General features: G+C 40.6%; 10 protein-coding genes. 5 read left to right on the top strand and 5 right to left on the bottom strand.

Annotation, left to right across the window (positions count from 1 at the left end):
- Positions 1-39: 39 nt before the first annotated feature.
- From AXF23_RS15755 to AXF23_RS15745, 3 genes are read left to right on the top strand one after another with little or no spacing between them, the layout of a single operon-like run.
- Positions 40-735: a LexA family transcriptional regulator gene (locus AXF23_RS15755; protein ID WP_107624712.1), complete on the top strand. Its 696-nt coding sequence runs from the start codon at positions 40-42 to the stop codon at positions 733-735.
- Between the two features lie 14 nt (positions 736-749).
- Positions 750-1,007 carry a hypothetical protein gene (locus AXF23_RS15750; RefSeq protein WP_107624711.1) on the top strand — a complete coding sequence of 86 codons (258 nt, stop codon included), beginning with the start codon at positions 750-752 and terminating at the stop codon, positions 1,005-1,007.
- Positions 1,008-1,051: 44 nt separating this feature from the next.
- Positions 1,052-1,465, top strand: a complete 414-nt coding sequence (locus AXF23_RS15745) for a hypothetical protein (protein WP_107624710.1) — start codon at positions 1,052-1,054, stop codon at positions 1,463-1,465.
- Between the two features lie 449 nt (positions 1,466-1,914).
- On the opposite strand, the gene AXF23_RS15740 is transcribed toward AXF23_RS15745, so the two are convergent.
- The 5 genes from AXF23_RS15740 to AXF23_RS15715 form a co-directional block, all read right to left on the bottom strand.
- On the bottom strand, positions 1,915-2,127 hold the full coding sequence (locus AXF23_RS15740; protein WP_107624709.1) for a hypothetical protein: 213 nt from the start codon (positions 2,125-2,127) through the stop codon (positions 1,915-1,917).
- 478 nt (positions 2,128-2,605) lie between these two features.
- Positions 2,606-3,778: a serine hydrolase domain-containing protein gene (locus tag AXF23_RS15735; RefSeq protein WP_107626170.1), complete on the bottom strand. Its 1,173-nt coding sequence runs from the start codon at positions 3,776-3,778 to the stop codon at positions 2,606-2,608.
- A gap of 493 nt (positions 3,779-4,271) precedes the next feature.
- Positions 4,272-6,860: an ATP-dependent chaperone ClpB gene (clpB, locus tag AXF23_RS15730; RefSeq protein ID WP_107626169.1), complete on the bottom strand. Its 2,589-nt coding sequence runs from the start codon at positions 6,858-6,860 to the stop codon at positions 4,272-4,274.
- A 725-nt stretch (positions 6,861-7,585) separates the two neighbouring features.
- Positions 7,586-7,897, bottom strand: coding sequence for a DUF3592 domain-containing protein (locus AXF23_RS15720; protein ID WP_107626167.1), 312 nt, complete (start codon positions 7,895-7,897; stop codon positions 7,586-7,588).
- Positions 7,894-8,805: a tRNA modification radical SAM protein MnmL/YtqA gene (locus AXF23_RS15715; RefSeq protein WP_107626166.1), complete on the bottom strand. Its 912-nt coding sequence runs from the start codon at positions 8,803-8,805 to the stop codon at positions 7,894-7,896. Before AXF23_RS15715 ends, AXF23_RS15720 begins: the two co-directional genes overlap by 4 nt.
- A 55-nt stretch (positions 8,806-8,860) precedes the next feature.
- Here AXF23_RS15715 and AXF23_RS15710 point away from each other — a divergent pair, with 55 nt between their 5' ends.
- Positions 8,861-11,050 carry a S9 family peptidase gene (locus AXF23_RS15710; RefSeq protein WP_199222217.1) on the top strand — a complete coding sequence of 730 codons (2,190 nt, stop codon included), beginning with the start codon at positions 8,861-8,863 and terminating at the stop codon, positions 11,048-11,050.
- A gap of 723 nt (positions 11,051-11,773) precedes the next feature.
- The gene (locus AXF23_RS15705) at positions 11,774-13,849 is read left to right on the top strand and encodes a GDSL-type esterase/lipase family protein (RefSeq protein ID WP_370445520.1); all 2,076 of its coding nucleotides are present in this window, start codon (positions 11,774-11,776) and stop codon (positions 13,847-13,849) included.
- Positions 13,850-13,944: the final 95 nt, after the last annotated feature.

Below are 13,944 nucleotides of genomic sequence, written 5' to 3'. Positions count from 1 at the left end.
CAAATATTTAGGCAATTATTTTACGCAAAATGTTTAATTATGGAGAAAAAGGATAGACTTTTAAAGCTTATAGAACACTATTCTGACGGAAATAAGTCAGAATTTGCTCGTATAATAGGCGTATCTCCACAGGCTGTTAATACATGGATTAGCCGGAATACCTTTGACATTGATATTGTTTATGCAAAATGCGTAAACATTTCTCCAGAGTGGCTCCTCACAGGCCAAGGTCCCATGCTCAAACCCACAACAGAAGAGTCACAAGTAAAGGTGAAGCCTATACACCAACCTCGCAGCATAGAGAAAAAAGAAGATACGCAAGTAGTATATCTCTATGACTTTGAAGCTACTGCAGGACTGAAGGCCCTCTTTGACAACAACAAGCAGAATATCATTGATACTATTAAGATTCCTAATTTACCCAAGTGTGATGGTGCTATTCGTATTGTTGGTGATTCTATGTATCCCTTGCTCAAGTCTGGCGATATTATACTGTATAAGCAGCAGTCAACCGATATGAATAATCTACTCTATGGAGAAATGTACCTGCTTTCTTATGATATTGATGGAGAAGACTATATTGTGGTAAAATACATCCGCAAGTCTGATAAGGGCGAACCATTCGTAACGCTCGGCTCAGAGAATCCTGCTTATGCAGCAAGGGATATCGACTTTCGCCGTATTACTGCTCTTGCCCTCGTCAAGGCATCTGTACGCATTAACTGTATCATTTGATAAACATATATACTATGATAGACCCGGAGAAGACTGAACTTGAAGAGTTCTTGAAAGAATATGCCAGAGTACGCTGTAATGCAGTGTTCTTTGTAGAAAACTATTGGAACAAGTTACATCCTGACAAGCCTGTTATATTGACAGATGACGAGAAACAGCAGTTATACGATAGGTATAGAATGGTTCCACTGGTTCATGATATCACAGCCTATACAAAACGCTTGGAAGAACTGCGTGCAAAGGGCTACAAAGATTGGGAGATTGATGCATAACTATTTTCAATTATAATACGTCTAATAACTTAAGTTTATATTATATGAAAGAGAAAAAGAAATGGAGTGAGAGGACTCCACAAGAGAGGAAAAAGGCAAAGCTTAATCTTTCTATATTAGCGGTTATTGGCTTAATCGTAATATCAGTATTAATTGCAGGTGCATTTAGCGATTCGCCAGAACCACAAGAGAAGAAAGAACCTGTGGCTGTTGTTCACAATGATGTATTAGATGCTTCAGTACGCCAGGTAAAACAGTTCTTAAAAAAGAATCTGAACGATCCTGAAAGCTATGATGGTGTTGAATGGAGTCCAGTATCACAGAACCCACACACTAAATGGTTCATAGTACGTCATAAATACCGTGCAAAGAATCAATATGGTGCAACACAGATCTACAACCAAATCTTTACACTTGACAGCCTGGGCACAGTTATAAGCATTTCTGATGTTGAATAAGGTGCACGATAAGGCGCAAAAGTGAGCACGCACACACTTTTGTTGGGTGTAATACATCAAAATTAGCCTAAAAGCCTTGAAAATAAAGGAAATTCGACAATATGTCTATTAACGAGATATGATATTATACCCCTCCTTATACGGAATAAATGGGGGGGGTAAATGATTAAAAATAGGGTCTATCCGCTTTTTTTCGTCTTTATTAGGGGGGTGAATGTGGTCAAAAACATAAAAAAAGTGTCACCCCTAATGTCACCCCTCTTTACACATTTCGTTTTACACTGTCACTCCAATCGTCACCCCTAATGTCACTCCAAAGCCATTTTTTACCTTAAAAACACACCTTTACAACCCAATAAAATAAAGAAAACGGCTTTCAACCGTTCAGAAACGTATTGAAATCCGTTCAACTATCGTTCAATCAGCGTTTTAGCTGTTTATACATACCCTTATTTTATCACCTTTGAGCGTATAAGCTCACCAGCCCTGATACAAGCCTTTTTGTTCAGTACAACCCCTCCCTTGCTCAGTCCTACACGCTCCAGCGAGCTTTGCTTAATACCAATCTCCTCAGCCGTCAAAACGCTGTAAATCGCAGGAATTGAGCCAAAGTAATAATTCTTCCTCCCTTTCATCAATTGTACGTGTATTACCTTTGTCATAGTTATCTCTTTTTGTTTGCAAATATACAAAATAGTTACTATATACGATATTTTAATCATATAATATTTTACTAAATGCGTAAAATAAAAGGTAAGCTGTAAATAACCTACCTCATCAATTTATACATAAAACAACCCTGTCAAAGCTATTTGCTTCGCCTTTGTCGCCGTCAATACTCCTTACACTATTAAGTACACATATTCAGGCTTAAAACGTCCCAAATCGCCCCATTTACCCTCCTATGTAACATTTTTCTCTCAAACACCATTCAAACGCTCATCGAATGTAACGCAAATGTAACACGATTGTAACATTTCGTTTTGCACCTCATTCATCCTCTAATATTCCGTAACTCTCTGATAAACAAACAATCTAATCACGTCCACCCAAACATCGTATTTACACATTTCGTTTTACCCCCCTTATTACTTGTCATTACCTACAAAATATATTCAGAATTTTAACTACTTATTTTGTTTAGAACAATTTGTCGCACAAGGAGTCGAAAAATGACATTTCCCACCCCATCCAATTGTAGTTGTTTCCTATTCGGGCAATAATCACATTCTTCTTCTGATTAATATAAATGAATTGGTGTCCGACACCAAACGCATAGAAAGAAGAGTTATCGGCATTGTTATCGCGATACTGATGGTACCAGCAATAATGATAACCTTTATTCTCGGTAGTCTTTTCTAAGCTCTTGTCTATCCACTCCTTGCTGACAATTTGCTTCCCATTCCACGTACCATCATTCAAATATAATCTTCCTATTTTTGCAAGGTCATACACGTTTGTAGCAATACCTCCAAAGCCTTGTGTGTGATGATGCTTACGACTGTCTATTGTAACCCATGCATCGCGTTCCATACCTAATGGTTTCCATACCTTCTCACTCATATAGTTTGCATAGGTTTTACCTGTAGCTCGTTCAATAATCCAAGAGAGTAGAGCTGTTGTTAAACTGTTATATTCATATTTCTTGCCAGGCTGACTTTTAAACTTTATGTGTCGGAAAAGTCGGGTGAAGTCGTGCCCATATTGCAGTTGAGTTATCTTGAATATTTTAAACAAACCTTTTAGAGTCAATTCATAGTCCTCGTAAAAATCGAAACCAGCCTGCATATTCAGTAGGTGGACAATCCGTAACTTTTTGAATGTAGCATTGTATTGTGCCAATTCTGGAATATAATCAGTTACATAGTCGTCTACGCTCTTGATATAACCTTCATCTACGGCAATACCACAAAGAAGCCCCGTCAACGATTTGGAAACAGAGAAAATGGTAGCATTCTTTCTTGGATAAAAAGGCTCTGTCCATTGGTCGTAAACAATACTGTCGTTATGAATAATAAGCAATTGCCCATCTTTTCCAAACCATTGCTCAACGAGTGAATCTATTCGCATCTCCTCTGCATTTCCTGCCTTTTTGTGAGTTATATGCATACTTCTATCTATGCAACGATGCGATGCAGCAAGTGGAAAATGAAGCGGATTGTTTCCTTTGAAAATAGTGTCTCGTTCCAACTTCTGATATTCATATATATCTGGACCAGAAGGACCATCGAGTGTGAGTCCACGGAATACGCTGCAACTACTGAACAACAACATTGCTACAATAAATAGAACGTTATATGCTTTTGATGCCATAATGAAAATGTATTTAAGTTTTATAGCACAAAGTTACAAAAAAATATTCGGCTCTATAACGAATCGTGTGGGTAATTAAGTTTAAGCTCCCCTGTTATGAAATAGACCATATACTTAAAGTTTTCTGTATTTACGAATCCCCTTGCCCTTCTTTTAAGAAGTTGCTTCTGATAGGCTCAAAGCCTGTGTAAATATCTCGGTACTATTCATATGACAAAGGTAATATTTTCTCTCCATAGTGGATAAACCACAATAACCCTTTTATCATGTCATATCATCGAGCGGATACTCAGCACCAATGGTGCGGACGGTGAACACCAACAGTGCGGACGGTTATGACACGTAGAATTACTAAGGATAATAAAACATGTTGGTCGCGAAGAAGCCTAAAGGAGAACAGAAATTTACGTCATAAAGCTCTATAGTAGTATCAGTCGAAATGTCGGATGAAACAAAAAAAAGGAGTGTGTCAAATGACACCCTCCCTTTTATATTAGTTTCTAAATACTAAGCCCTCGCCAAAGCAATCAATGACTACTGGTTTGTCACGATTGACAGTACCTGCAAGCAATGATTTGCTGAGGTCGTTCAATACGTAACGCTGGATAGCTCTCTTGACAGGACGCGCACCGAACTCTGGGTCGTAGCCAACATCTGAAAGATAGTTGATGGCTGGGTCGGTCCATTCGAGATTGATACCTTGTGGTTCCAACATCTCCTTAACTCTTTCGAGTTGCAAACGAACAACACCACCAATCTGATTCTTTGTCAATGGCAAGAACATAATTGTCTCGTCAATACGATTGAGGAACTCTGGACGAATAGTCTTCTTCAACATATCCATTACTGCAACTTTTGCCTTATCAATTACCTCCTCACGGTTAGTATCGTTAAGATGTTCAAACTGTTGCTGGATGTATTGTGAACCAAGATTAGACGTCATGATGATAATCGTATTCTTGAAGTTCACTGTTCGCCCCTTATTATCTGTCAATCGACCATCGTCCAATACCTGCAGAAGAATGTTGAATACGTCAGGATGTGCCTTCTCAATCTCATCAAAGAGAACCACTGAGTAAGGTTTACGGCGTACAGCCTCAGTCAACTGACCACCCTCGTCATAGCCTACATATCCTGGAGGTGCACCGATGAGTCGAGTTACACTGAACTTCTCTTGATACTCACTCATATCAATTCGCGTCATCATAGACTCGTCATTGAAAAGATAATCAGCCAATGCCTTTGCCAACTCGGTCTTACCTGTACCCGTTGTACCTAAGAAGATGAAGGAAGCAATAGGCTTCTTCGGATCTTGCAATCCTGCACGTGAGCGACGAACAGCATCTGCTACAGCTGTGATAGCCTCATCTTGACCGATGACACGCTTGTGCAACTCATCCTCTAAGTGGAGCAACTTATCCTTCTCACTTTGTAACATTCGGGTGACAGGAATACCCGTCCAGCGACTTACCACCTCAGCGATATCATCCGCAGTAACTTCCTCACGCACCATTGCCTCACCGCCTTGTGTTGCTTGCAACTGCTGTTGAATATTCTTGATATCATCCTCCAGTTGTTTCAAACGAGAGTAACGAATCTCTGCAACACGCTCGTAATTGCCCTCACGCTCAGCACGATCAGCCTCATACTTGAGCTGCTCAATCTCTTGCTTGTCTTGTTGAATCTTATTCACCAATCCACGCTCGCCTTCCCACTTAGCACGGAAACTATGTTCCTGCTCTTTGAGTTCGGCAATCTCCTTGTCGAGTTGTGCAATCTTTTCCTTATCGTCTTCCCGTTTAATCGCCTCACGCTCAATCTCCAGTTGTTTCAAACGACGAGTAATCTCATCCAACTCCTCTGGAACAGAATCACGCTCCATACGTAGTTTTGCGGCTGCCTCATCCATCAAGTCGATAGCCTTATCAGGTAAGAAACGATCTGATATATAACGCTCAGAAAGTTTTACAGCTGCTATACAAGCGTCGTCTTGAATACGAACCTTGTGATGGTTCTCATAACGCTCCTTCAATCCACGAAGGATAGAGATGGCGTCCAATTCGTCAGGTTCATCCACCATAACTGTTTGGAAACGACGCTCAAGAGCCTTATCTTTCTCAAAATATTTCTGATATTCATTCAGGGTTGTTGCACCGATAGCTCTCAACTCGCCACGTGCTAAGGCTGGTTTAAGTATGTTAGCAGCATCCATGGCACCTTCGCCACCACCTGCACCAACCAATGTATGAATCTCGTCAATGAAGAGAATGATGTTACCATCAGCCTGCATCACTTCCTTAACCACACTCTTCAATCGCTCCTCGAACTCACCTTTATACTTAGCACCAGCCAACATCGCACCCATATCCAATGAGTAGAGTTGCTTATCTTTCAAATTTTCTGGCACATCACCACGAACGATTCGCTCTGCTAAACCCTCAACAATAGCGGTCTTACCAGTACCTGGCTCACCAATGAGAATAGGGTTATTCTTTGTACGACGAGACAGAATCTGCAATACTCTTCGAATCTCCTCATCACGACCAATCACTGGGTCGAGCTTGCCTGCACGTGCATCCTCGATAAGGTTGCGGGCATATTTCTGTAATGACTGATAATTCTCATCACCACTTTGCGACTGCACCTTCTGACCTTGACGAAGGTCGTTGATAGCTGCCGTCATCTCCTTCTCTGTGCAACCCGCATCTTTCAATATCCGACTTGCGGTGGAATTTACAGCCAACAGAGCGAGCAACATCGGTTCAATGCTCACAAATTCATCGCCCATTTTCTGCGAAATATCCATCGTGCGTTGCATTACCTGATTGGTTTCAGAAGAGAGATAAGGTTCACCACCAGATACTTTCGGTAAGTGGCTCATCTCATTCTGAATGGCACTCTCCACAGCTTGTGCGTTCACACCTAATTTCTGGAAGACGTAATTAATCACGTCCTTTCCCTTTTCCATCACACCAGCCAAAATATGCACTGGTTCAATGGTCTGCTGTCCATTTCTCTGTGCAATATTTATCGCACTCTGAACAGCCTCTTGTGCTTTTATTGTAAATTTATCAAATGTCATATCTAATATCCTTTCTTTATTCCCTTTCCCTTGTATAGGATCAGGTATTAAGTTCTTTTTTTTAATTTCTGATGACTATATATCAAATCATGTGCCCATGCCTTGTATCTGACAAAATGACACTGCTTACAGTCAAATTGTCAGTTGATTGTTTCTTGAAAAGGGAAGCTAAGAGAGGATGAGAGAGTGTGCTTCTCAATGTTCAATTCTCTTGGCGTTTACAGTATATAAATGCACAGATATAAATAAGTATGCCCCAGAGAATATAGAAAATCCTTTCGTAAGGCATATCTGTTTGTTCCATCCAAAGATAAATGTAGTAGAGTAGGGATGATAGGGCAATTATAAGAAATGTATATTTCCTTTTTCTGCTTATTCCATATACTGAGAATGAAAGGATAAAACTAATGACAAAGAGCAAGGAGCTATAAAGGTATAGAATACCAGTCCCTACATCGTGCCCATTCCTAAAGTTTTCTTGTACAAAGCTAACCCCAAGAATATAGATAACGGTTAAAGTTGAAATTATTATACCTTTGCTAAGTTTATTCATTAGTTTGATTGTTCTTAGTTCTTTAAGTCCTCTTTCTTTTTGCTGTAAACAAGTGCACAGTTATACACAAGTATGCCTCAAAGAATATAGCAAAAACCTTTCATTTGGCGTTTCCATTTATTGTATCTATCGGTACAGGGTAGATATTTGATGCCCTATAGGCTGGAGCTTGTTATTTATTCTTCCTTATATAGGCTTCACTATTGTTAGGGTTACTTTTTTGATAATAGACGGTAATAGTGTCACCAATTTGTAGGCTTTCATATTCTCCATATCGTTTACCATTCCCTTTGTAGGTTTTCTTATCGATAGTATATAAATAAGAAAAGTAAGGAGTAGCGCGAACTTTATATAGTTCATTAACTACACCTTTGGTATAAGCTGGGTCTTCAATTATTCTACTGCTCTTCCATAATTGCCACAAAGACAATCCTGTGAGTGAGATAACAATATAGACAATTGAAAGTTTATGCCTTCTTTTCATTTATCTAATAGCTCTTTATTATTCAGACATTCTTTCATATAGTTATGAAGACGATGTGTAAACTCATAATTCTTCAGTCCCCATTTAGGTGCAATGAGCAGTTCTGGAGGACTCTGACTGACGAAACGTTCAAGAACGAGGTCGGATCTGAGAAGGCTAATATAATTTGCAATGAGCTTGATATACTCTTCAACCGTATAAAGATTGAATGGTTTTTCAGCGTACATCTTTGCAAGACGAGTGCCACGGATAATCTGCAACTGATGAATTTTCAGTGTTGTTAACGGGAGAGAAGAGATGATTGGTGCTTGTCTGAGACTTTCTTCGGCATCCTCGCCAGGCAGACCAAGGATGATATGTGCTCCAACACGAATACCACGTTGGGCAGTCTCCTCAATTGCTTTACGTGCACAAGCAAAGTCGTGACCACGATTCACGAGTCGTAAAGTCGCATCATTGCAGGTTTCCACACCATATTCAACGATGAGAAACGTTCGATGATTAAGTTCTTCAAAGTAGTCTAACAGATCGTTATTGATGCAGTCAGGCCGTGTACCGATGACAAGTCCGACAATATCCTCTACTGCAAGAGCTTCTTCATAAAGTTTTTTGATATGTTCATTAGACCCGTATGTGTTTGTATAAGCTTGGAAATAAGCAAGATACTTCATATCAGGATACTTGTTAGAGAAGAATCTTTTACCATCTTCAAGTTGTTGAGTAACACTTTTACCATTGTCGCAATAGGCCGGATTAAACGTTTGGTTGTTGCAATAGATACAACCACCATGTCCAATTCTCCCATCCCGATTAGGGCAGGTAAAGCCAGCGTTAACCGAAATCTTTTGTACCTTATAAGGGAACTGGGTACGCAGCCAACTCCCAAAGTCGCAATAATATTGTTCCATTCGTTTGCAAATATACAGATTATTTTATATTTTTGTGCTGTTAAAACTTGAATTTATGAAACGAATATTACTTATGTGTTTATCGGTGCTAAGTGCACTTCAGTTGACAGCTGGGGAACCTATCTCTTTGAAAGACATTACTAATGGTGCCTTTGCAACTAAGCGCATCTCTGGTGTTAACCCTTTAGAGGGTACCTCAGAATATGCACAAATCTCGTCTGATGGGCGTCAAGTGGTGAAGTATTCTTTTAAGACAGGTAACGCAACAGGGGTTATCTTCGACCTCGCTGATGCCAAGGGCGTGCAGTTAAGTTCATTTGATGATTATCAGATCTCGACAGATGGCAGTCGACTATTATTACAGACGAATACTAATCGTATCTATCGTCGTTCGTTTACAGCCGATTTCTATCTCTATGATGTTAAGACGAAGCAGTTGAAGAAACTGTCACATGATGGTTCAGAGCAGATTCCCACCTTCTCACCTGATGGTCGTCAGATTGCTTATGTTCATCAGAACAATATCTATATAACGGATGGTGAGAACGTAAAGCAAGTTACTACCGATGGTGAATTTAATAAGATAATCAATGGTTTACCTGACTGGGTGAATGAAGAGGAGTTCGGCTTTAACAATGCACTTGCTTGGAGTGCGGATAGTAAGACGTTAAGTTGGATCAAATATGATGAGAGCGAGGTAAAGAGTTTTACCCTCCAGCTCTATAAAGGTTCTCATCCAACCTTTGAGATGTTTGATGTCTATCCTGGTGACTACAGCTATAAATATCCAAAGGCAGGTGAGGCAAACTCAAAGGTGAACGCTTGGTCTTACAATTTGACCGATGGCGCTGTGCGTAAATACGATTTACCATTGGCTGCCGATGGTTATATTCCACGTATTAAGACAACTTTCGATGCCAATAGAATCATTGTCTATACAATGAATCGTCATCAGGACGAGCTAAATCTCTATGCTGCTAATCCGCTTACAGGTACTTGTAAGTTACTGATAAAGGAGAGTGTACCTAAGTATGTGAAGGAAGAAGCGATGGAAGGGATTAGTATTATGAAGGATTATATCCTTGTTCCTTCTGACCGTGACGGCTATATGCACCTTTATTTATATGATAAGAATGGCAAGCTTATACGCCAGATTGATAAAGGAAACTATGATGTAACAGAGATTTATGGGTATGATGCAAAGACAGGTAATACCTACTTCCAAGCAGCAGCACGTAAGCCAATGCAGCGTGAGATATATGTTGCTGATAAGTCAGGAAAGTTGACTTGTCTTTCTGCTCGTGCGGGATGGAATGTAGCATCATTCTCTGGTGATTATAAGTATTTCCTCAACACATGGAGTGATAGCAATCATCCATACGTGTTTGCCATCTATGATAACAAGGGAAAGCAAGTGCGTGAGGTCCTCAATAATGATGAGTTGCAGGCAAAGTTGGCTAAGTATGGCAACACAGGAGTTGAATTCTTTACGTTTACAACCTCTGAGGGTGTGAAACTAAATGGCTGGATGGTGAAGCCTGCCAACTTCGATGCAACAAAGAAGTATCCTGTTATTATGCATCAGTATAGCGGTCCTGGCAGTCAACAAGTTGTCGACAACTGGAGTGTAGGGTCTATGGGTAGCGGTGCAATGTTCGACTACTACTTGACACAAAAGGGTTATATTGTTGTAACAGTAGATGGACGTGGCACTGGTGCACGTGGTGCAGCGTTCGAGAAGTGTACTTATCTGAGACTTGGAGACTTAGAGTCAAAGGATCAAGCAGAGGCAGCTTTGTGGTTGGGCAAGCAGAGTTACGTTGATGCTTCACGTATAGGAATATGGGGTTGGAGCTTCGGCGGCTTCAATACATTGATGAGTATGAGTGAGGGACGTAATGTTTTCAAGGCTGGTGTGGCCATCGCTCCACCAACAAACTGGCGCTATTATGATTCTGTTTATACTGAGCGTTATATGCGTACACCACAAGAAAATGCTGAAGGATACGCCATAAATCCTATTAATCGTGCTGAGAAGCTTCATGGAAAGCTTTTGATATGTCATGGCTTAGCAGACGATAATGTTCATCCACAGAACACATTTGAGTATTCTGAAGCCTTAGTACAAGCCGACAAGGATTTTAAGGAGAATCTATATACAAATCGTAATCATGGTATCTATGGTGGAAACACACGTAACCATCTATTAAGACAGGTCGCTGAGTGGTTCATCAATAATTTGTAATAGATACTTTCTATAGACGAATGTTCTTGATTTTGGTTGATAGAAACCCTGGGAGTTGTAACTGACTCTTGGGGTTTCTTGCTATAATGACCCTTCTTGTATGGGTCCATTAAGTCTATTGCAACTGTATGCTTGTATTTATTAACCGCTAAAGTATGGGATGGTCGTAAGTGTATTACGGTAGATGGGTATTGTAAAGATATCTACTATTATTAATAAGGTATATAAAAAAAGAAAAGCGATGGCCTTCACAGGAAATCGCTTTATTACTCAATAGGTATTAGTCTTTAAAGGTAAAAGATTGTTTTCAGGATAACAGTCACAAAGATATAGTAATTTTACGGCTTCTGCAAACTTTTAGTAGATTATTTTTTCATCAATTAGATGTGTGCGAACACATGTTCTTTTAATTTCTTTCCAAAGGCTTCAAAGCGTCTGTTTTCTTGTTTTTAAGGGCTTTCTTTAGTGTTTAGTGACGATGTGGAAATACGACATTTGAAGTTAGAATGATAAAGGTTTTTTGCGTTATGTGGGTAAGAAACTGACTTAATAATTCTTCCGTATAGTTTTCTTCTTTGTGTGATAAAATACTCGTGATGGCTCTTTTTATTAATTATAGTATCCCTTTTATTCATAATTTATCGTTAACTTTGCAAAGACATACTTTCGTCTTTACTTTAAAGTAAAAATCAAAATCTATCATTACTACAAATATACATGATGATGAAACAAAGGATTCTCTTAGTATTAGGTTTGTTCTTAACTGTCTTAACCGCCGTTGCAGGAGGAAGAATTAAGGTGGCATGTGTAGGCAACAGTGTTACTTGGGGCTTAACGATTGCCGATAGGGAGAAGAATTGTTACCCCTCTCAGCTACAGCAGATGTTGGGAAACCAGTATGAAGTCAAGAACTTTGGGCACTCTGGCGCAACGTTGTTGAGTCACGGACATCGTCCATATATTGACCAAAAAGAGTTTCAAGAGGCTTTGGACTTTAAGGCAGACTTGGTTGTTATCCATCTTGGGCTCAATGATACAGACCCACGAAATTGGCCAGAATATAGCGAGGAGTTCAATGCAGACTATATCCGTTTGATTGATAGCTTCCGTCAGGCTAATCCGAAAGCAAAGATTTGGCTTTGTCAGATGACACCTATCTTTGACCGACATCCACGTTTTGAAAGTAGTACACGTGATTGGTACGACCAGATACAGCGCCATATTCGGCAGGTGGCTAAGGCCACAGGACTCCCACTCATCGACTTAAACACACCTTTATATAGTCGTCCTGACCTTCTTGCAGATGCTATTCATCCTAATGCAGAGGGTGCGAAGATTATTGCTGAGGCTGTCTATGGTGCACTGACAGGCAACTATGGTGGTCTTGCTGTCTCACCGTTGTACACGGATGGCATGGTTGTTCAGCGCAACAAACCTATTGTTTTCCGTGGAATAGCTAACACAGGCGAAACAGTTAAGGTCTCTTTCAATGGTCATACGCTCTCGGCTTTGGCGGATGGGGCAGGGAAGTGGAAGGTTTCATTCCCTAAACAAGAGGCTGGCGGCCCTTATAAGGCTGTGATAAGTACAAAGAAACAGAAACTGACGATTAAAGACATCTATGTAGGAGAGGTATGGCTTTGTTCAGGACAGTCGAATATGGAGTTGCCAGTGAGTGCTGTACAGAGTAGAGAACAAGACCTCAACGAAGCAGAGAAACAGACACGTTTACATCTGTTTAATATGTCTGCTATCTATCTAACAACCTCTGTTTCATGGTCGGTAGGTGCTTGCGACTCTGTCAATCGGCATCAGTATCTACGTGTTGGCCCTTGGAGTAATTGTACACGAGCGTCTTTGAGTGGCTTCTCTGCTGTGGCTTATCATTTCGGTAAGAAGTTGGCTGATAGTCTACAAGTGCCTGTTGGCATTATTTGTAATGCTGTTGGGGGTACGACTACGGAGTCATGGATTGATCGCCATACATTAGAACAGCATGTGCCTTCCATCCTTCATGATTGGTATCACAGCGATTTCGGTATGAAATGGGCACGTGAACGAGCCTTGCAGAATGTCAAGTTGAGTAAGAACCCGCTGCAGCGCCACCCCTATTCACCTGCCTATATGTTCGAGACAGGATTACTTCCTTTGAAAGGTTATGGTGTCAATGGTGTTATATGGTATCAAGGTGAGTCGAATGCCCATAATATGGAGCTACACGAACGTCTCTTCCCATTGTTGGAGAAGAGTTGGCGTAGTTTCTTCCATAACCCAGAACTACCATTCTATTTCGTTCAGCTTTCAAGTCTGAATCGTCCTTCTTGGCCTCGTTTCCGAGACTCTCAACGACGTATGGCATCAAAGTTACATAACACGTGGATGGTTGTGACAACCGACTTAGGCGACTCTTTAGATGTTCATTACACAAATAAGCAGCCTGTAGGTGAGCGTCTTGCCCTACAGGCATTGAACCATAGTTATGCTTACAAGATAGAGTCTGAGGGACCTGTCTGCCATTCTGTATCCGTAAAAGACGATGGTCTTGAACTGCAATTTACGCATGCACGGTCGTTGTCAGCTCATGGTAACCATCTTATTGGGTTTGAAGTGGCAGGAGCAGATGGCGTCTACTATCCTGCAGAAGCCCAGATAACGTCGGCTAACACAGTTCTCGTTAAGTCCTCTTCTGTATCTCGCCCTGTCTCAGTTCGGTATGGTTGGCAACCTTTCACACGTGCCAACCTTGTGAATGAAGTTGGTTTGCCATGTAGTACATTCCAATGGAAGATTAGACGGTAAATACCTCAATCATGTTTCTCTCCTCACCCACAAAGAGGAGTGTGACGAGTGAGGTAACCCTTATAGGGCTACTCGCAAAAGCACTTGGGTTTTTC

Origin of the sequence: Prevotella sp. oral taxon 313, from assembly GCF_003043935.1 — a bacterium.
GTDB lineage: Bacteria > Bacteroidota > Bacteroidia > Bacteroidales > Bacteroidaceae > Prevotella > Prevotella jejuni.
Note: the sequence above shows the minus strand (reverse complement) of the source record. Positions and strands in the feature narration are given on the sequence as shown.

Coding starts and splice junctions, on each gene's coding strand:
- AXF23_RS15755 (WP_107624712.1), top strand. CDS start 40: ATGGAGAAAAAGGATAGACTTTTAAAGCTTATAGAACACTATTCTGAC.
- AXF23_RS15750 (WP_107624711.1), top strand. CDS start 750: ATGATAGACCCGGAGAAGACTGAACTTGAAGAGTTCTTGAAAGAATAT.
- AXF23_RS15745 (WP_107624710.1), top strand. CDS start 1,052: ATGAAAGAGAAAAAGAAATGGAGTGAGAGGACTCCACAAGAGAGGAAA.
- AXF23_RS15740 (WP_107624709.1), bottom strand. CDS start 2,127: ATGACAAAGGTAATACACGTACAATTGATGAAAGGGAGGAAGAATTAT.
- AXF23_RS15735 (WP_107626170.1), bottom strand. CDS start 3,778: ATGGCATCAAAAGCATATAACGTTCTATTTATTGTAGCAATGTTGTTG.
- clpB (WP_107626169.1), bottom strand. CDS start 6,860: ATGACATTTGATAAATTTACAATAAAAGCACAAGAGGCTGTTCAGAGT.
- AXF23_RS15720 (WP_107626167.1), bottom strand. CDS start 7,897: ATGAAAAGAAGGCATAAACTTTCAATTGTCTATATTGTTATCTCACTC.
- AXF23_RS15715 (WP_107626166.1), bottom strand. CDS start 8,805: ATGGAACAATATTATTGCGACTTTGGGAGTTGGCTGCGTACCCAGTTC.
- AXF23_RS15710 (WP_199222217.1), top strand. CDS start 8,861: ATGAAACGAATATTACTTATGTGTTTATCGGTGCTAAGTGCACTTCAG.
- AXF23_RS15705 (WP_370445520.1), top strand. CDS start 11,774: ATGAAACAAAGGATTCTCTTAGTATTAGGTTTGTTCTTAACTGTCTTA.